Consider the following 18,976-nt stretch of genomic DNA (forward strand, 5'->3'; position numbering starts at 1 on the left):
GTAATTCGCTCATCACCAGATAGCTGGCAAGAAAAGTCGTCGCCCAGGCACTCAGCGAACCTGAATTCTTCGTGCATTTGTGCGATGGCCACTTACCGCCGCCGGATATCCTAGGTCGCGTTGATTGAGGACGGCCAGCGCTCCCCTGCCGCCAAATCCTTATGACATTTTGATTTTCCAGCCGTCGCTGTCACCTCGAAACCCTATGTGGCGAGACGTATTGGTGCCACGCAAGCCGGCGCTCCACGCGTTGGCGCCATTGGGTGGCGAACGAAAATGTGGCTCAGCGTTATTGATCACGGATTGCAGTGGTACGACCGACTGCAGGTCTTCTCATCGGGGGATCCGTTCGAGCGGTTCGTGCCACAAAGGGTAAGCACGTCCGGCATCGAGACCGTCGCCGCCATATTCATGGTGGTGTCGATCATAGGTTCGGCCGCCGCGATCCTCGCAAAGATTGTACTTTGAACCGCGGGAACGCCATCTCGCTGGCCCGATTGCGGCGCAGCGACAAGCGCTCCATAGTCGCCGCCATCATTGCAGTGCCCAGTTCGGAATCGTCATGCGCCGCGTTTTGCCTTCGCTACCCTCGCTGACGATCTTTGAGGCGGCGGCGCGTCATTCGAGCTTTACCCGCGCCGCCGAGGAGCTGAACCTGTCGCAGAGCGCGGTCAGCAAGCAGGTCCAGTCACTCGAATCATTCCTCGGCCTGCGCCTGTTCGAACGCATCCGCCAGCGCATCGTTTTGACCGAGGCCGGGCAGCTCTATCTCGCCCGGGTGCGCGAGGCCCTCGAGATCCTCGAATCGGCGACGATGAAGGCACTTGCCTTCCAGGGCGGCGGCGGCATGCTCAACATCGCCACGCTGCCGACCTTCGGCTCGCGCTGGCTCGCCTCCAGGATCGGCCGCTTCAGGGAGCGTCACCCCAGGATCGCGCTCAACCTGACGGCACGAACATGGCCGTTCGACCTGGTCGAGGAAAACATCGACGTCGCCATCTATTTCGGCGAAAAACCATGGCCCGGCGGCATTTCCGACCGGCTGATGGAGGAAGAGGTCGTTCCGGTCTGCGCGCCCTCGCTGATGGCGCCGAACGGACCGGTGAGCAGCATTGCCGATCTCGGACGGGTCGCCCTTTTGCATCATCGAGCCCGGCCACGCGCCTGGAAGGACTGGCTGCAAAGAGCCGATGATACCTCGGTCAATCCTTTCCACGGTGTCCGCTTCGAACAGTTCGAAATGATCATCCAGGCAACCATCAGCGGCATGGGCATGGCGATCGTCCCAAAGTTCATGATCGAGGTCGAGCTGGCCGACGGCACGCTGGTCGCGCCGTTCGGCCGACCGATGAAAAGTCCGGAATCCTATTTCCTCGTCTGTCCGGAACGGAAAAGCTATTTGCCGGCGGTGCAGGCCTTCAGGCAGTGGCTCTTGGACGAGGTGGTGGCGTCCAAACGGCCACCCACCATTGGCGACCAGGCACCACGTCGACCCGAAACGACAGTTCATTCCGTAGAGGAATGATTTGACGCGATCTTATCGTTTGAACGACCGTCGCCGGCCACTCTACTCTTCAGCTCACGACGCCGGACATTTTCGATCTCGGTTTTGACGCCAGGCCGTTCCTTCCAGGGAAGCGGCTTGGCGCTGACCGAAGCTTTGCCGGAACGGCGTCCAACGACAACGGGGAGTGAGTTAATGGGAATGATCGGAAAACGAGCGGCCGGATGCATGCTTTCGCTCGCATTGGCAACGACGGCCGCCATGGCGCAGGAGCCTGACACGGCTGTGGTCCTGCGCATCAGCGATGCGGACCGCTACGACCCGCAGCGCTCCACAGCGCTCGCTGCAGCCGAAATCCTCTACATGGTCGGCGAAACGCTGGTGACGCTCGACCGTGATCTCAAGACCCTCCGCCCCGGCCTGGCCGAGCGTTGGGAGGTCAGCGCCGACGGCCTCACCTACACCTTTCACCTGCGCCGCGACGTAAGCTTCTGCGATGCCAAGCCTTTCACCGCAAAGGCAGTGGTCGGCACGATGGATCGCTGGCTCAATCCGGATTTCCCGGGCGTCAGCAAATGGAAGGCCGGCAAGGTCGAAAGCGTAAAGGCGCTCGACGACTACACCGTCGAATACAAGTTGAAGGAGCCCTATTCGGAACTGCTGTACCAGATGACGCAGTTCAACTTCATCATCATCGATCCGGACCAGGCGACCGCACTGAAGGACGACTTCGGCGTCGCCGCCTTCAACGGCACCGGAGCGTTCTGCTTCCAGTCCTGGACCCCGCGCACCCAGACCGTTTTGACCCGGCACGAGGGCTATCGCTGGGGGCCTTCCTTCATGACCAATCCCGGACCGGCAGAGGTGGCGAAAATCGTCTGGAAGATCGTTCCGGAAGAGGCGACCCTTGCCGCCGCCTTGCAGACCGGCGAAGGCGACGTGTCCTTCGCGGTGCCCGCCTGGGCTATCTCACAGTTGCAGGCGACACCTTCGATCCAGTTGCTGCGGCCCGAAGCGGGCTTCCGCACGCACTATGTCGGTATGAAGATCACACGCCCCGATCTGGGCGACAAACGCGTCCGCGAAGCGCTAAGCCTGGCAATCGACCAGAGTGCCATCGCCGACGCGATCTTCTTCGGCGAGGCCGAGGCGGCCAAGTCCTATTATTCCGAGGCCGCGCGCGACTTCAATCCCGACATGAAGCTGGACGCATTCGGCTATGATCCAGAAAAGGCCAAGGCGCTGCTCGACGAGGCAGGCTGGGTCTCCAAGGACGGCGGCGTCCGCATGAAGGACGGCAAGCCTCTGTCGTTGATCTTCTATGGCTTCACCGGCGATTCAGACAAGCAGATGGCCGAGACCATCCAAGGTGATCTGCGCAAGATCGGCGTCGATCTGAAGGTCGAGCTCTACGATCCGACGATCGTATGGGGCAAGCTGAAGACCCAGGATTTCGACCTGTATCAGATGAGCTATCCGTATCTGAGCGCGGGCGACGCCATGAACCTGTACTTCCTGTCGTCGAACATGCCGACGCCCAACCGGATGAACTGGAACGATCCCAAGACCGATCAACTGATCGACGCCGGCAACCGCGCGACCTCAGTGGAAGCGCGCTTTGCCGCCTTCGCCGAGGCCGGAGCGATCATCCACGACGCCGTGTTGTGGAAGCCTCTGGTCAACGAGAAGCTGGTCGTGGTGGCTGGGTCGCGCGTTGCGCCGTTCAAGCCGCATGGCATCAGCGGTGCGCCCCTATACAACGGGCTGGACCTCAAGCTGGCAAAATGACGGCGACGGTCCACCGCGCCCGGCATGACTGCCGGTGCGGTGGACCGCTCGAACGCCAGGATTCGGGCCAACCCCGAAACCTTGAAATGATGCCCGCTTGGGAGAAGACAACGTGACGCGACAGCTCCTTTGGCGCTTGTTGACCTCGATACCTGTGCTGCTCGGTGTGCTTCTGGTCGGTTTCCTGATGCTTCAGGTCATCCCGACAGACCCCGCCACCATTATCGCCGGACCGTCGGGTACGGCTGCCGAAATCGAAGACATCCGGCGCCAGCTCGGCCTCGACGCCCCGATCATGATGCAGTTCTGGTTCTATCTGCTGCGCGTCATGCAAGGCGATCTCGGACGGTCGATCATCAACAACGCGCCGGTCGCCGGAGAGCTTATGACGGCGCTTGGGCCGACCATCGAACTGATGGTGGCAAGTCTGATCTGGGCGGTCCCGCTTGGCATCCTGCTGGGCACGCTTGCCGCCATGCGCCGTGGGCAGGTCTTCGACCGAGCCGTCACCGCGCTGTCGGTGGCAGGCGTCTCCGTCCCTGCTTTCTGGGTCGGGCTTCTGCTGTTGCAGTTCGCCGCGTTCCGCTGGCAGCTGTTTCCACTGCAAGGCCGGGGCGGGCCGCTTTGGACGCTCAGCGGATTGCACCATGTCGCACTGCCGGCGCTGACGCTGGGGCTCATCTTCATCGGGCCGGTGGCGCGGATGACCCGCACCGCGGTTGTCGAGGTGCTGGGTGCCGACTTCATCCGCACCGCCCGCGCCAAGGGGGCGTCTGAGTTCCGCGTCGTCACACGACATGCGCTGCGCACGGCGCTGATACCTGTCGTGACGCTGATCGGCCTGCAGATCGGCTCGCTGCTCGGTGGCGCGGTTATCGCCGAAACCATCTTCGGCTGGCCCGGCATCGGCCGGCTGGCGGTCGGCTCCATCGTCTCCAGCGACTTTCCGATGGCCCAGGGCTGCATCCTCGTGCTGGCCTGCGGTTTCATCGTGGTCAACTTCGTTGTCGATGCGCTCTACGGCCTGCTCGATCCCCGCATCCGGAGCAAGGTCCGATGAGCACTGACACCACCGCCCTCCAGGCGGCAAATACCGCCGGCGCTTCGCGACCGCATCTGCTCCGGCGCCTCGCCCGCGATCCGCTCGCCCTCATCGCCCTGATCTTCCTGGTCGTGATTGTCGTTGCGGCCATTCTGGCACCCGTTCTGGCTCCGTTCGATCCCTACGACACCAATCTCAGGATGCGGCTCCGCCCGCCGGGTGGCGACCATCTCCTGGGCACCGACACCCAGGGACGTGATCTGCTGACCCGACTGCTCTACGGCGCCCGGACGACACTTGCGCTTGGCTTTGCCAGCATCGTCGTCGGCAGCCTGATCGGCACCAGCATCGGCCTGGCCGCCGCCTTCTACCGCAGGCTCGAGGGACCACTGATGCGGCTGGTCGACATCCTTTTGTCGTTTCCGTCGATCCTGTTTGGCCTCGCTCTGGCGGCCATGCTGGGTGTTGGCATGGACAGCCTGGTGATTGCGCTCGGCCTGTCTGCGGCGCCGCCCATCGCCCGCGTTGCCCGTGCCACCGCCGCCTCGGTGATGCAGGCCGAATACATGGATGCCGGCCGCGTGATCGGCCTTTCCGACAGCGCCCTGATCCGGCGTTACCTGTTGCGCAACTGTGCCGCCCCTATCGTCGTCTACTGCTCGCTGCAATTCGGCGAGACGATCCTTCTGGCCGCAGCCCTTGGCTTTCTCGGCCTTGGATTGCAGCCACCGACGGCTGAGCTCGGCAGCATCGCTGCCGAAGGCCGCAGCTTCATATTCCTGGCACCGCATGTCTCGACTGCAGCTAGCCTGCTGATCTTCATGATCGTGCTTTCCTGCAACCTGCTGGGGGATGCGTTCCGCGACCTCACCGACCCGAAGCTGCAGCGATGACCCAAGACATACCTCTCATCGCGGTCCGCGGCTTGCGGGTCGGTTTCCATACCGCGGGCGGCACGGTGGCTGCCGTCGACGACGTCGATTTCAGCGTCCGTGCCGGCGAAACGCTGGCGATTGTCGGCGAGTCCGGCTCGGGCAAGAGTGTCATGTCGCTTTCGCTGCTGCGACTGGTCCCAAGCGCAATCACAACAGGCGAGATCCTGTTTCGTGGCGATGACCTGCTGACCAAGCCAGCCCATGCGATGCGTGACATTCGCGGCGGCCGTATCGGCATGATCTTCCAGGAGCCCAACACATCGCTCAATCCGGTGCAGACGATCGGCGACCAGATCGTCGAGGCGATCCAGTTGCACGAGGCGGTCGGCAAGGCGGCAGCGCGCGCCCGTGCGGTCGAAGTACTGGAATTGACCGGCATCCCCTCGCCCCGTGCCCGGATGAAGAGTTATCCGCATGAACTCAGCGGCGGCATGCGCCAGCGCGCGATGATCGCCATGGCGCTGGCCTGCCGGCCGGAGTTGCTGATCGCGGACGAACCGACGACCGCGCTCGACGTCACCGTGCAGGCCCAGATTCTGGACCTGATGCGCGAGCTCAAGGCGAATAGCGGTGCGGCGATCATCCTGATCACCCATGATCTCGGCGTGGTTGCCGAGATGGCCGACCGCGTCGCTGTGATGTATGCCGGCCGCATCGTCGAGATCGCGCCGGTCACCGATCTCTTCGACGGTCCGGAGCACCCCTACACGATCGGGCTGCTCAGCTCGATGCCTTCGATCGACGGCGACAGCGAAACGCTGACGCCGATCGAAGGCAGCATGCCGGATCCGCTGGCGCTGCCCGCCGGTTGCCGGTTTCAGCCACGCTGCCCCTTCGCCATCAAGCGTTGTGCGATGGAGGCGCCGCCGCTTGAGACCGTCAGGCCGGGCCATTTGTCCGCATGCTGGCGCGCACCTCTCCTGGAAACCCTGACCCAGGGAGGACAACAATGACGTCGCCCACCGATGCATCTGCCCCACTTCTGAAAGTCGAAGGGCTGAGCAAGACGTTCAGCGTCGCAGGCGCCTGGCCATGGCAGAAGCGGACGCTGAGCGCCGTCAATGACATCAGCTTCGGCATCGCCCCGGGCGAAACCCTGTCTTTGGTTGGCGAAAGCGGCTGCGGCAAGTCGACCGCCGGACGCATGTTGGTCGGGCTGGCCGCGCCGAGCTCGGGCCGGATCCTGTTCGAGGGCCAGGAACTGTCCGGACAGACCGCCAGCGAACAGCGCGCCATGCGCCGGCGTATCCAGTTGATCTTCCAGGACCCCTACGGCTCGCTCAACCCACGCATGACCGTGGGCGAACTGATCGCCGAGCCTGCGCTGCTGCATGGGCTGGCCGACCGCAATAGCGCCAATGACAGGGTCGCCGAACTGCTTGGCCTGGTTGGCCTGGCAAAGCGGCATGCCGGGCGCTATCCGCACGAATTCTCCGGTGGTCAGCGCCAGCGCATCGGCATCGCCCGCGCGCTTGCTGTCGAACCCAGGCTGATCGTCTGCGACGAGCCCGTCTCCGCGCTCGATGTCTCGGTTCAGGCACAGATCGTCAACCTCCTGCAAAGCCTTCAGGATCGCCTGGGCCTTAGCTACCTGTTCATTTCCCACGGCCTGTCCGTCGTCCGCCACATCAGCCATCGCGTTGCGGTGATGTATCTTGGCAATATCGTCGAGATCGGGCCGAAGGCGGCGATCTTCGACCAGCCGTCGCACCCCTACACCAGAGCGCTTCTAGCCGCCGCACCTGTGCCGCGGCCGGGCGCCCGCCAGGCCAGCGTTGCGCTGGCCGGCGACATGCCAAGTCCGCTCGATCCACCTTCGGGGTGTCGCTTCCACCCAAGGTGCCCGTTTGCGATCGAGCGCTGCCGACGGGACATCCCGGCCCTTTCTCCTGGCGGTGATGGGCGGCTGGTGGCTTGCCACCGCTGGCAGGAAATTCCCGCCTTTCAGGCAAACGCACCCGGCGCACAGCACGCGCCGAAAACGACCCGGCTGCTGGCGCTCTACCGCCAGGCGGCCGCCAATTCCAACTCCCGCATGAGCAGCAACTGAAGATGTCGACGCAAATCTGGACACGGCTGGACTATGAACGAACGGGCAAGCAGATCGGCAATCTGCATTTCCCACACTCGGTTCATCGCTCCGCTTATGGCACGATCACCATCCCGGTCGGGGTCGTCGCAGGCGGCAAGGGGCCGACGATGCTGCTCACCGCCGGCACCCATGGCGACGAATATGAAGGCCAGATCGCTCTGACCAAGCTGCTGCAGAGCATCGATCCCGCCTCGATCAACGGACGGCTGATCGTCCTGCCGATGCTCAATGCGCCGGCAGCCCTTGCCGGCAGCCGTGTGTCCCCGCTCGACGGCGGCAATCTCAACCGCGCCTATCCGGGCGATCCCCTGGGCGGACCGACAGCAGCCATCGCCGATTATGTCAGCTCCGTGCTGCTGCCTCTTGCCGATTTCTATCAGGATTTCCATGCCGGCGGCTCGTCGCTGAACTATCTTCCGTTCGTTTCCACCCGCCGCAGCGGCGATCCCGACCTCGACAGCCGCGCTTTGGAAGCCGCGCGGGCCTTCGGCGCCCCGCACCTGCAGGTCTGGGGCTACAGTCCCGATCCCCGGCTCTCGACGTCGGAGTCGAATCGCCAGGGCATCATCTCGCTTGGTGGTGAGTTCGGCGGCGGCGGGACGGTGTCGCGGCAAGGCCTGGCGCTGATCGAAAACGGCATCCAGCGTCTCCTCGCCCATTTCGCCATGGTGGAACAGACATTTGACCCTCCCTCACCTCCCGCGATCGAGTTCGAAGTGCTTGGCCGCGACTACTATGTCTATGCGACCGAGGACGGTGTGTTCGAGCCCATGACCGATCTCGGAGATCGCATCGAGGCCGGCGCGCTCTGCGGCATGGTCCATGCGGTGGACGATCCGGCGCGCCCTGCCACACCTCAGCATTTCGACATCTCCGGCATCGTCGTGTGCCAGCGGCACCCCTCGCTGGTCGTGCGCGGCGACTGCCTGGCCCATCTCGCAACACCAAGGATCTGACATGGCCGAGCCCATCAACGTCACGCAACTTCTCGATGGCCACGAAGCACCGCTTGGGCTGCCGGCTGCCATGGCGGAGCACCTTGCGGCAATACAGTCGGCGCGCGGCCGTATCGTCTTCATTGCGCAACGTGGCGATGCCATCGTCGGGTTGCTGATCGGGCGTCGGCGGCGCACGGCTACGATGCTTCGGGTGTCCCATTTCTGGGTCGATGCCGATGACATCGACTGCAACGCCGTCGGCAGCGAACTGGTATCGGCATTGGAGCAGTTGTCCCTCGACAGCGATATCCTGACCTGGCGCATCGCCGCGGTCTCGGGGGAGGATGTCATCTCCACCGGCTTGAGAGCTCTTGCCGGCGTCGCTGCCGCGCTGCAAGGTGCACCATATGCCGAGCGCCGACTGCGGAACGACGGGCCAATGGCAAGCTCCAGGACGCCGATCTACACCCAGACAACCGGGTTCACCTGTGGCTCTGCCTCGCTGATGATGGCCTTTGCCGGCCTCGATCCTTCGTCCGCCATGGACCGTCTTCTGGAACTGGCGATGTGGCGCGAGGCGACGACGGTGGTATCGATGGACGGCCCTGGCGGCTGCGACCCTTACGGCCTCGCACTTGCGGCAAACTCGCGCGGTCATGCAGTGAAGGTGTTCATGAGCACGTCAGAAGCGATCCTCATCGATCGCGGCAATACCGAAGCCAAGCGCGACCTGATGAAATTCGTCCAGGCCGACTTCAAGAGCCGTGTGCTCGAAGCCGGCATCGAGGTCGAAGCGCGCCCCTTCACCATAGCCGAACTACGTAGCGCCGTGGCAGGCGGTTCGATCGCCGTGGTTCTGATCGACCAGAGGGAAACCCACGGCCGCACCGCACCGCATTGGGTGGTCGCCCATGCGGTGAGCGAGGAGCACTTCCTCGTCAACGATCCATGGTTCGAGGTCGATGCGCTCGAAAATGCCGCCGATGTCGTCGACCTGCCGATCCGCGATGCCATGCTCGATCGCATGGCCTGGTACGGAGAACCGGCCTATCGCGCGGCCCTGATCATCGGGCCGGCAACTTGATGCGGCTCTGACCGCAACTCGACAGGCGACGCGAACGATCGAGACTTCAGCCTGTGGGCCGGGCATTGCCGCCAGCCGGGGAAAGCTGGCGGTCAAGCGCCAGTTCCAGAACACCCCGAACGATGTTGACCAAGGTTTCGGGTTTCGACGGACGCTCTTCGGGGTCGAAAGCAAGCCCAATTACCGCACTTTGGCCGCTCGGCGTTATCACGGGCCAGAAGTCAAAGCGCGAGGTGACAGCAGGGTAGACCCCGGCGCGCACGGCAGTCTGCGCCGCCAACGACGAAAGTGCTGCCTTTAGCTCGGTGTCCTGAAGCTCGACGGCCCCGACAATTTGCTTCACGGAAACCGCATCGTCCGTGACAAGCATCACCACAGCAGGAACTTCGAAGAGCTCAGCCAGGGCTTCGGACGTAATCGCGACGATTGCCTCCGGTTTGTCGGCCGCCACGATATCGCGGCTGAAGCCTTGCAGTACATCCGTCTGCCTCCTCAGACTTGCCGAGTCGGCGGCCCTCCGGCCCGAGGTGTAGGCAGCGCCACTCACGATAAGTCCGACGATGAAAAGCAGTGCGATCGCCCAGATGTTCGCCGGGTCACTGACAGCGAGCGAGTAGCGGGGCTCGGTGAGGAAGAAGTTGTACGCGAGCGCGCCGAGTATGGCCGAGCAGAGCGAGGGACCCAGGCCGAAGCTGGCGCCTGCGATGACCACCGGCACTACAAAGATCAGGGAGAGGTTCGGGATCGTTACCCCTATATCGACACTGACAGCCAGGACCGTGGCGACGACCGTCATCACCAACGCAGCCAGGTAGCCCACCACAGCCGGAGAATCCGCCGAGCTCGCCGGCGGATCAGCAGGTGGCATCCGTGTGACCTCCAGGTGCGACTTCGAACTGGCATCCACCATTGGCTCAACTCCTGTCCAACAACATGCCGTCTCGCGCTACACGTGGTTGACCGAATGACATCCAAGGTCCGCCTCGCCACCACCTGCGTGGTAGACGTTGTAGCGCTCTGCCCTGATGCGATAGTTGGCCAGATGGCCATAAAAGGTCCATGCCGGGCTGAGCCACGAAAAATAGAATCTTCATAAAGAAACCAGGCATGGATGAACAAAGCCCGGGGGTCGCGCCAGGGTCGGAATTGGCCATCCGACGAAAGCTCCAGGGATGCCCATCAAAGTCCGTATATGGCGCATTGCTGCGCAATCCTGACCGCACGAGCCACAAGGTGACTTATCTGGCACTGCGATCGTCGTTCGGTGTGTTTCGGGCTGCGTGTCGCTCGGACGAACGGAGACCGCTCAGCGCACCAGCGGCGCAACCGCGTTTTCGATGAGACGTACGAGGCTGAGCGCGGTCATCTCGGAGGATTTCGGATTGGTCTTCAGCGCCTCGTTCTCCAGCCTCAGCTCGAGCGTGCCGAAAGCGCCGGCGGCACTGATCTCGTGGATGTTGCGCGAGGCCGAGGGATCGGCGGCCAGCACGACGCGCGTGCGGTCCAGGCCGATGCCCGACAAGGCCGAGATGACGGCGACGTTTGCATTCTGCGGAAACGCCTCCGCAGCCTGGCGCGCCGTGCCGGCGAAGAACTCCGTGCGCCTGGCAAGCCTGTCCAGGTCGATCATCTCGGCAGCCCGGGTGCCCTTCCAGGCAAGCGGCGGCTTGACGATTGTGTGCCTGACCTCGTCGACGGGCAGGACGGCAGCGGCGGCGAGCGCGCCAAGATCGCCAAGCGCGCCCGAGGGCACGACTACGCGGCTACCCATTTCCTCGGCGACGGCCAGGAGAAGGCCCAGCAGCGCTTCATCGGTGAACGCGCTTGCCGAGGACACCACGAAGCTTGCGGCATGGCGCAGGGCCGCCTCGCCCCAGATGGCGACTGCCGGTCGGCCAGCCACCTCGATCACCATGTCGATGTCGAGCCCAGCCAGTTCGTGCGGCCCGCTGATCAGGCGGGCACTCGCCGGCAAGCCGGGGCGTTCGAGTTCCGGATCGCGCACGGCGACGGCCACGATCTCGACGCCGGCCGGCTGCCGCTCGGCGAGCAACTCGCCGACCCGTGAGGCGATGGCACCCCAACCGACGAAGCAGAGCCGCAGACGGCGCTTGCGCTTGTCAGAGGCCGACATAACGCTGCACCAGTTCGGCGTTGTTGGTCAGGTCTTCGCCGCTGCCTGACCAGACGGTGCGGCCCTTCTCGAGGATGTAGTGACGGTCGGCGAGACGCTTCAGCACGTTGAGGTTCTTGTCGATCAACAGGATCGACTGCCCTTCCGCCTTGAGCGCCTCGATGCAGCCCCAGATTTCGGCACGGATGACCGGCGCCAGACCCTCGGTCGCCTCGTCGAGGATGAGCAGCTTGGGATTGGTCATCAGCGCGCGGCCGACGACAAGCATCTGCTGCTCGCCACCCGACAGGGTTCCGGCAGCCTGTCCGGCGCGCTCCTTGAGCCTCGGAAACAGCGCATAGACGCGTTCCAGCGTCCACGGGTCCTTGCGGCCGAGACGATTGGCTGCGGTGGCGACGAGGTTTTCGCGCACGGTGAGCGTCGAGAAGGTCTGGCGGCCCTCGGGCACCAGACCGACGCCAAGCCGCGCCACCGTTTCGGGCGTGGCGCCGCGCACGTCGCGGCCGGTGAAGCTGATTTCACCCGACAGCGGCTTGAGCAGCCCCATGATCGACTTGACGGTGGTGGTCTTGCCCATGCCGTTGCGGCCGAGCAGCGTCACCACCTCGCCATCGCCGATTTCGAGGGCGACATCGAAAAGCACCTGGCTGCGGCCATAGGCCGACTGCAGTCTGGCGACGCTCAGCATAGCTCGTCTCCCTCGCCCAGATAGGCTGTGCGGACCTCAGGATTGTCCCTGATCTCGTCGACGGTGCCGGTGGCGATGATGCGACCATAGACCAGCACCGAGATCCGGTCGGCCAGCGCGAACACCGCCTCCATGTCGTGCTCGACGAGCAGCATCGGGACCTGGTTCCTGAGACCACGCAGCATCTCGATCATCTGCTGGCTTTCGACATGGCCAAGGCCTGCCATCGGCTCGTCGAGCAGCAGCAGGCGCGGCCTGGTGGCGAGCGCCACGGCAAGCTCGAGCTGCTTCTGCTCGCCATGCGACAGGTTGGCGACCAGTTCGCTTGCCCGGTCGGCCAGGCCCGCAGCATCGAGGAAACTTCGTGCGCTTGCGCGCAGCTGGTGCTCGTGGCGGACGTTGCCCCAGAAGCGGAAGCTGTGACCCTGGCGCACCTGGATGGCGATGGCGACGTTGTCGAGCACCGTGTAGTCGGGCAGCAGGCAGGTGATCTGGAAGGTGCGTGCCAGCCCCATCGACACGCGCCTGGCGGTCGGCAGGCTGGTGATCGGCACACCGTCGAGCTCGATCGTGCCCTCGTTCTGCCTGAGCTCGCCCATCAACTGAGAAATCAACGTGGTCTTGCCGGCGCCATTGGGGCCGATCAATGCGTGGATCTCACCTGGATTGACGGTGAGGTCGACATGATCGGTGGCAAGCAGGCCGCCGAAACGCTTGACCATGCCCTTGACGTTGAGGACCGGCGTCATGCGCGCCTCCCGAGCAGCCTGCTACCCAGGCCCTGGACGCCGCCCTGGGTGTAGAGGACCACGAACAAAAGGATCAGGCCGAGGCCGAGCTGCCAGTTCTCCGTCCATGAGGCGAGGATCGATTCAAGCACGATGAACGCGGCAGCGCCAAGCAGCGGGCCGAACAGCGTGCCGACGCCGCCGAGGATGACCATTACCATCAGTTCGCCCGACTTGGTCCAGTGGATCATGTCGGGGCTGGCATAACGCAGGAAGTTGGCCATCAGCGCGCCGGCAAGGCCGCAGCCCATTCCCGAGATGACGAAGGCCATCAGCTTGTAGCGGTAGGCCGGCAGGCCGATGGCGGCCATGCGCTTTTCACTCTGGCGCAGGCCGACGATGACGTTGCCGAAGCGCGAATTGACGATGCGCCAGAGGATGAAGAAGAACGCCACCGTGATCGCCAGGCAGACATAATAGACTGTCTGCTTGTCGCGCATGTTGAGCCCGGGCAATTCATTGGCGCGGCGAATGATCAGGCCGTCGTCGCCGCCGTAGGTCTTCAGCGAGACGAACAGGAAGAACAGCATCTGGGCGAAGGCGAGCGTGATCATGATGAACTGCACGCCGCCGGTGCGCAGCGACAGCGCGCCGATGAGTGCCGCCATCAGGCCGGAGACCATCAGCGCGACCGGAATGGTAATCAGCAGTTGGTTGGTGCCCGGGATGAAGCCGAGCAAAGGCTCGCCCAGCGAATAATGCTGGTAGAGGATGCCGACGACATAACCGCCGATGCCGAAGAACGCGGCGTGGCCGAAGCTGACCATGCCGCCATAGCCGAGCACGAAGTTGAGGCTGGCGGCGGCAATGCCGTAGATCAGCACGCGCGTTGCGAGCGACGTCAACGCCGCATAGCCGGTTGCATCGGCGACCGCAGGCAGTGCGATCAGCGCGATCAGCACGCCGGCAAGCAATACGGGTCGCTTGAGTGTCTTTTCCATGGGCCAGTCAGCGCCTAGTTCAGGAATTGCGGATGAACAGGCCCTTCGGCCTGATGAGGAGGACGATCGCCATCAACAGATAGATGCCCATCGAGGAGATACCGGCGCCGAGCGCGTCGGCCTCCGGGCCGACCATGACCTGGCGCAGCAAGCCCGGCAGGTAGGCGCGCAAACCGGTGTCGACGACACCGAGGATGAGGCTGGCGAAGAAGGCGCCACGGATCGACCCAACGCCGCCAATGACGACGACGACGAAAGTGGTGATCAGGATCTGCTCGCCCATGCCGACCTGGACGGCGAGGATCGGTCCGGCCATGAAGCCTGCAAGACCCGCCAGAAGCGCACCGAGGCCGAAGACCAGCGTGTAGAGCAGCCGGATGTCGACGCCGAGCGCGCGCACCATTTCACGGTTGGTCGAGCCGGCGCGCACCAGCATGCCGATGCGCGTCTTGTTGATCAGCAAATAGAGCCCGAGCGCCACGAGCAGGCCGACGGCGATGATTGCGAGGCGATAGACCGGATAGACCAGCCCCGGCAGCAGCTCGACCGAACCGCCGAGCACTTCCGGCATCGACACGAACAGCGGCTGGCGCCCGAACAGGATGGTTATCGTCTGGTTGAAGATCAGGATCAGGCCGAAGGTCGCCAGCACTTGATCGAGATGGTCTCGGCCATAGAGCCGCCGCACGACGAGGAACTCGATCGCAGCACCGGTGACGGCAGCCGCAGCAAGCGCTGCCGGGATGCCTAGCCAGAACGAGCCGGTCTCGGCGGCGACCCATGTGCCGGCATAGGCGCCGATCATGTAGATCGAGCCATGCGCCAGGTTGATGACGCCCATGATGCCAAAGATCAGCGTCAGGCCGGCCGCCAGCAAGAAGAGCATGACGCCGAATTGCACGCCATTCAGCATTTGTTCGAGGAAGAGCGTCATCGCCTGTCGTTTCGATTGGAAAAACTTGAAATCTGGCGAGCGGCATCGTGGCCGCCCGCCATGGCTGATCGATCGGGCCTACATCTTGCACTCGGCAGCGTAGGCGTCGCCATGGTCTTTGAGGACCTCGCCGACGGTCTTCAGCATCGGCTTGCCGTCATCGCCCTTCTCGACCTTCAGCGCGTACCAGTTTTGCACCGGATGCTGGTTGGGGCCGAAGGCGAACTTGCCGCGCACGGATTCGAAGTCGGCCTTGCGCAGGGCTTCGCGGAAGGCGTCGGCGTCGTCGAGCTTGCCGCCGGTGGCCTTCAGCGCCGAGGCGTAGGCAAGGGCAGCGTCATAACCCTGGCTGGCGTAGTAGGTCACGGGACGGTTGTAGGCCTTGTTCCAGGCTGCCATGAACTTCTTGTTGGCGGCGTTGTCGAAGTCCGCGTTCCAGTGGCTGGTCACGTTGAGGCCGATGGCGGCATCGCCAACCGCGGCAAGAGTGACGCCATCCATCGACGGCTCGGCCACGACCATCGGGATTTCCTTCATCAGGCCCGACTGCTCGTACTGGCGCAGGAAGGTGATGCCGAGGCCGCCCGGATGGAACTGGAACACCACGTCCGGCTTGGCGGCGCGGACCTGGGCGAGCTCGGCGGCGAAATCGGTCTGGTCGAGGCGGGTATAGATTTCGCCTGCGATCTCGCCCTTGAAATAGCGCTTGAAGCCGGCGATGGCATCCTTGCCGGCCTGGTAGTTCGGCGCCAAGACAAAGGCCTTCTTGTAGCCGAGATTGGTGGCGTTCTGGCCGGCACTCTCATGCAGGCTGTCGTTCTGCCAGGAGACGACGAAGTAGTTCGGGTTGCACTCCTTGCCGGCCATGTTCGACGGCGCGGCATTGGGGCTGACATAGAAGGCATCGTTGTCGACGATATCGGGCACGGTGGCGCCGGCGACGTTGGAGAAGACGATGCCGGTAAACAGCTTTATGCCTTCTTCGCCCATGAAGCGTTCGGCGATCTGCTTGCCCTGGCCGGGCTTCAGGCCGTCATCTTCGACCACCAGTTCGACAGGCACGCCGCCAAGCTTGCCCTCCTCCAGCGCCAGCATGAAGCCGTCGCGGATGTCCTGGCCGAGATAGCCGGCCGGGCCAGACAGCGTGGTGATCATACCGATCTTGACGGGATCGGCAGCAATTGCCGGAAACGTCGCAAGGCCCGCGATCGATGCGGCAAGAAGTGTTGTCCTCACATTCATCCTCAGTTCTCCTCTGATCGGCGCATTTCAGCGCGCATTGTTGATTGCCAGGTCGGTCGCAAGCCGGTCGGTTGCCTCGATGTCGAGAGGCACGAACCGGAACGAAGCCGCCTCTGCCTTGAGCCGGCCGAAGACAGGAGCGGGAAAATGGTAGGGCGCGAGCACGGTGCCACTGGCTGCCGCAGCACCCAGCAGCCCGATCCGCGTCGCGCGCGCCAGGACCGGGTCCTCGCAGAAGTTGCAGACGATGCCGTCGTCACCGAGCTGCAGCGGATGATGCACGGCGTCGGCCAGGAATAGTACCTCGCCCTCTTCACTGTCGAGCGCGACCACCACCATGCCGGGCGAATGTCCCGGCGCCGGCTTCAGCCGCAAACCTGCCGCCACCTCGGCGTCCGAAGCCACCGCCTCGAAGCCGACCGATCGGATGATGGGCAACACGCTATCCGCAAAGGCGCCATGCAGCGTGTTGCCGTCGACCGAGGCCTCATGGACCTTGGTCCAGTGGGCCAGCTCGGTTTCGGCGACGACATAGCGCGCATTGGGAAAGGTCGGCCGCCAGGTTTCGCCTTCCCGCCTTGTGTTCCAGCCGACATGGTCGGCGTGCAGATGCGTGTTGATGACGATGTCGACGCGCTCGGGCGAGATCCCGATCGCGGCGAGCGTGTCGAGGAACATCGTCTCGCGGCGATGCCAGGCCGGCCGGTGCGGCCGCTCCTTGCCATCGCCGATGCCGCCGTCGATCAGCGCGACATAGTCAGGTGTCTCGATGACGTAGCAGTTGAAGCTGAGCGCCACCGTCTCACCCGCGGGATCGACGGTGCCTTCGGGCGAACGCCTGAAAGCAGCTTCCAGATCTTCGCGCGAAAGCCCCGCGAAGATCGCCTTTGCCGGCCAGGCGACATTGGCCATGTCAGGGATGCAGGTCACCACAACCGGGCCAGCGTGCAGCTGCTCCAGTTCGATGTCGAGTTCACTTATGCGCCGACGCGTGACCTTCATGCCGCAAGCCGCCTCAAAGGTCGCATTCGCCGGCGAAGGGATCGCCATGCGCGCTCAGCAGCTTCTTGCGGGTCTTGAGCGTCATCTCGCCGGCGGCGTCCTTGACCACCTGCATGGCGTACCAGTCCTGCACGGGATGCTGGTTCTTGCCGAAGCTGAAGCTGCCGCGTGTGGTCTTGAACTCGGTCTTGAGCAGCGCCGCACGGAAGGCCTCGATGTCCTCGACATCGCCTTCCGTCTGCTTGAGCGCCGAGGCGATGGCGAGCGCCGTATCGTAGCCCTGCGCCGCATACATGGTCGGCGTGCGCTTGTAGGTGTCTGCGAACTTGGCGACGAACTCGCGATTGGTCTCGTTGTCCAAGTCGGTGTTCCATGAACCCGATACGTTCAAACCCGCAGCCGCTTCGCCAACAGCCTTGAGGATGGCATGATCCATCGACGGCTCGGCAATCACCATCGGCACCGTGCCGAGCAGGCCGGACTGCTGGTACTGGCGCAGAAATGCGATACCCAGGCCACCTGGCTGAAACTGGAAAACCACGTCAGGGTTGGCGGCCTTGATCTGTGCCATTTCGGCGGCGAAATCGGTCTGATCGAGGCGCGTATAGATCTCGCCTGCGACCTCGCCCTTGAAGTAGCGCTTGAAGCCCGCGATGGCGTCCTTGCCGGCCTGGTAATTCGGCGCCAGCACGAAGGCCTTCTTGTAGCCGAGATCGGTGGCGTTCTGGCCGGCGCTGCCCTGCATCGTGTCGGTCAACCACGACATGACGAAATAGTTTGGATGACAGCCCTTGCCGGCAAATTCGGATGGGCCGGCATTGGGGCTGACGAAAATCGCATCGGCGTCGACGATCTCGGGAACGGTGGCACCGGCAACGTTCGAGAAGACGATGCCGGTGAACAGCTTCACGCCCTCGTCGTTCAGAAACTTTTCGGCGATTTGCCGGCCATTGCCCGGCTTGAGGCCGTCGTCCTCCACCAGCACCTTGACCGGCACACCACCAAGCTTGCCACCTTCCATGTCGATCGCCAGCTGGAAACCGTCGCGCACGTCCTGGCCGAGATAGCCAGCCGGTCCGGAAAGCGTCGTGATCATGCCGATCTTGAGCGGCTCTTGGGCAAGCGCACCGGATGCGAAGAACGAGCCGGCCACGAGCGAGACCAGCGAAGACGTCAGTTTCATGCCTTGGAAGCTCCTGCGTTGGAGCGGCACGCCATCTGGCGAGCCACAGTCAGAAATGCGAACGGATTAGAGCTTCACCCAGCCTTCCGGCGGGGTCTTGCCCGGATGAAGCGCGCCGCATTGCGGGCAGGTGCGCGCCTTCTCGTCAGCGTAGAACGCCTGGTAGATCGGCGGCAGGTCGCGGACGATGCTCTTCAGGGTGACCTCGACGCGCTTGACCAGCCCACTGCACTCGAAGCAGTACCATTCGAAGGCGTCGAGCAGACCGTCATTGCGCTTCGGCTCGACGACGAGGCCAATGGAGCCTTCCTGCGGGCGCTGTGGCGAGTGGCGCACATGCGGCGGCAAAAGAAAGATCTCGCCCTCACGGATCGGCACGTCGTAGAAATTGCCGTTGTCCACCACCTTGAGCATCATGTCGCCCTTGAGCTGGTAGAAGAATTCCTCGACCGGATCGTCGTGGTAATCGGTGCGCTTGTTGGGCCCGCCGACGACAGTCACCATCAGGTCGGCGTCCTCCCAGATCTGCTGGTTGCCGACCGGCGGCTTGAGCAGGTGGGCGTGCTCGTCGATCCACTTCGAGAAGCTGAAGGCCGAAAGGCGTCTGGTCATTGTCGTTCCTCCTTTGGGTCGGCGCGCAAGCGTCGGATTGTTCGGTCAGGCCCCAGTCGTCTGGCCCAA

The 18,976-nt window shown here is 63.7% G+C and carries 20 protein-coding genes; 9 read left to right on the plus strand and 11 right to left on the minus strand.

The window, feature by feature from the left end; genetic code table 11:
* Positions 1–276 precede the first annotated feature (276 nt).
* Both DY201_RS18075 and gcvA read left to right on the plus strand, forming a co-directional pair.
* Positions 277–468, plus strand: a complete 192-nt coding sequence (locus DY201_RS18075) for a hypothetical protein (protein ID WP_115732385.1) — start codon at positions 277–279, stop codon at positions 466–468.
* A gap of 94 nt (positions 469–562) precedes the next feature.
* A complete protein-coding gene (gene gcvA / locus DY201_RS18080; RefSeq protein ID WP_115732386.1) occupies positions 563–1,525 on the plus strand; it encodes a transcriptional regulator GcvA in 963 nt (320 codons plus the stop codon).
* Here gcvA and DY201_RS29110 read toward each other — a convergent pair.
* On the minus strand, positions 1,507–1,767 hold the full coding sequence (locus tag DY201_RS29110; protein ID WP_165915933.1) for a hypothetical protein: 261 nt from the start codon (positions 1,765–1,767) through the stop codon (positions 1,507–1,509). The two genes, gcvA and DY201_RS29110, sit on opposite strands and share 19 nt — an antisense overlap.
* On the opposite strand from DY201_RS29110, the gene DY201_RS18085 reads away from it, so the two are divergent.
* The 7 genes from DY201_RS18085 to DY201_RS18115 all read left to right on the plus strand — a co-directional run bounded on the left by DY201_RS18085 (position 1,766) and on the right by DY201_RS18115 (position 9,383).
* A complete protein-coding gene (locus tag DY201_RS18085; protein ID WP_207904337.1) occupies positions 1,766–3,292 on the plus strand; it encodes an ABC transporter substrate-binding protein in 1,527 nt (508 codons plus the stop codon). The genes DY201_RS29110 and DY201_RS18085 overlap by 2 nt on opposite strands.
* Before the next feature lie 112 nt (positions 3,293–3,404).
* Entirely contained in the window at positions 3,405–4,352 is a 948-nt protein-coding gene (locus tag DY201_RS18090) for an ABC transporter permease (protein WP_165915944.1), read from the plus strand.
* Entirely contained in the window at positions 4,349–5,227 is an 879-nt protein-coding gene (locus tag DY201_RS18095; RefSeq protein ID WP_115732388.1) for an ABC transporter permease, read from the plus strand. Before DY201_RS18090 ends, DY201_RS18095 begins: the two co-directional genes overlap by 4 nt.
* Positions 5,224–6,222 carry an ABC transporter ATP-binding protein gene (locus DY201_RS18100; protein ID WP_115732389.1) on the plus strand — a complete coding sequence of 333 codons (999 nt, stop codon included), beginning with the start codon at positions 5,224–5,226 and terminating at the stop codon, positions 6,220–6,222. The genes DY201_RS18095 and DY201_RS18100 overlap by 4 nt, the downstream gene beginning before the upstream one ends.
* Positions 6,171–7,319: an ABC transporter ATP-binding protein gene (locus tag DY201_RS18105; RefSeq protein WP_245432031.1), complete on the plus strand. Its 1,149-nt coding sequence runs from the start codon at positions 6,171–6,173 to the stop codon at positions 7,317–7,319. The genes DY201_RS18100 and DY201_RS18105 overlap by 52 nt, the downstream gene beginning before the upstream one ends.
* 2 nt (positions 7,320–7,321) lie before the next feature.
* Positions 7,322–8,317: a succinylglutamate desuccinylase/aspartoacylase family protein gene (locus DY201_RS18110; RefSeq protein ID WP_115732391.1), complete on the plus strand. Its 996-nt coding sequence runs from the start codon at positions 7,322–7,324 to the stop codon at positions 8,315–8,317.
* A 1-nt stretch (position 8,318) separates the two neighbouring features.
* Complete coding sequence (locus DY201_RS18115; protein ID WP_115732392.1) at positions 8,319–9,383, plus strand: peptidase C39 family protein; 1,065 nt, start codon at positions 8,319–8,321, stop codon at positions 9,381–9,383.
* 46 nt (positions 9,384–9,429) lie between these two features.
* On the opposite strand, the gene DY201_RS18120 is transcribed toward DY201_RS18115, so the two are convergent.
* From DY201_RS18120 to DY201_RS18165, 10 genes are all read right to left on the minus strand, one after another.
* Positions 9,430–10,293 carry a DUF4118 domain-containing protein gene (locus DY201_RS18120; RefSeq protein ID WP_115732393.1) on the minus strand — a complete coding sequence of 288 codons (864 nt, stop codon included), beginning with the start codon at positions 10,291–10,293 and terminating at the stop codon, positions 9,430–9,432.
* 396 nt (positions 10,294–10,689) lie between these two features.
* On the minus strand, positions 10,690–11,517 hold the full coding sequence (locus DY201_RS18125; RefSeq protein ID WP_115732394.1) for an aspartate dehydrogenase: 828 nt from the start codon (positions 11,515–11,517) through the stop codon (positions 10,690–10,692).
* Positions 11,504–12,205, minus strand: coding sequence for an ABC transporter ATP-binding protein (locus DY201_RS18130; RefSeq protein WP_115732395.1), 702 nt, complete (start codon positions 12,203–12,205; stop codon positions 11,504–11,506). Before DY201_RS18130 ends, DY201_RS18125 begins: the two co-directional genes overlap by 14 nt.
* On the minus strand, positions 12,199–12,954 hold the full coding sequence (locus DY201_RS18135; RefSeq protein ID WP_115732396.1) for an ABC transporter ATP-binding protein: 756 nt from the start codon (positions 12,952–12,954) through the stop codon (positions 12,199–12,201). The genes DY201_RS18130 and DY201_RS18135 overlap by 7 nt, the downstream gene beginning before the upstream one ends.
* Positions 12,951–13,934: a branched-chain amino acid ABC transporter permease gene (locus DY201_RS18140; protein WP_115732397.1), complete on the minus strand. Its 984-nt coding sequence runs from the start codon at positions 13,932–13,934 to the stop codon at positions 12,951–12,953. The genes DY201_RS18135 and DY201_RS18140 overlap by 4 nt, the downstream gene beginning before the upstream one ends.
* Positions 13,935–13,953: 19 nt before the next feature.
* Positions 13,954–14,868: a branched-chain amino acid ABC transporter permease gene (locus tag DY201_RS18145; RefSeq protein ID WP_115732398.1), complete on the minus strand. Its 915-nt coding sequence runs from the start codon at positions 14,866–14,868 to the stop codon at positions 13,954–13,956.
* Positions 14,869–14,946: 78 nt separating this feature from the next.
* On the minus strand, positions 14,947–16,110 hold the full coding sequence (locus tag DY201_RS18150) for an ABC transporter substrate-binding protein (RefSeq protein WP_115732399.1): 1,164 nt from the start codon (positions 16,108–16,110) through the stop codon (positions 14,947–14,949).
* Between the two features lie 27 nt (positions 16,111–16,137).
* Positions 16,138–17,112 carry an MBL fold metallo-hydrolase gene (locus DY201_RS18155; protein ID WP_165915943.1) on the minus strand — a complete coding sequence of 325 codons (975 nt, stop codon included), beginning with the start codon at positions 17,110–17,112 and terminating at the stop codon, positions 16,138–16,140.
* 13 nt (positions 17,113–17,125) lie between these two features.
* Entirely contained in the window at positions 17,126–18,295 is a 1,170-nt protein-coding gene (locus DY201_RS18160; protein ID WP_115732401.1) for an ABC transporter substrate-binding protein, read from the minus strand.
* Positions 18,296–18,361: 66 nt separating this feature from the next.
* Positions 18,362–18,907 (minus strand): 3-hydroxyanthranilate 3,4-dioxygenase, encoded by a 546-nt coding sequence (locus tag DY201_RS18165; RefSeq protein ID WP_115732402.1) that lies wholly within the window; start codon positions 18,905–18,907, stop codon positions 18,362–18,364.
* Between the last annotated feature and the right edge of the window lie 69 nt (positions 18,908–18,976).

This window comes from Aminobacter aminovorans, from assembly GCF_900445235.1.
GTDB lineage: Bacteria > Pseudomonadota > Alphaproteobacteria > Rhizobiales > Rhizobiaceae > Aminobacter > Aminobacter aminovorans.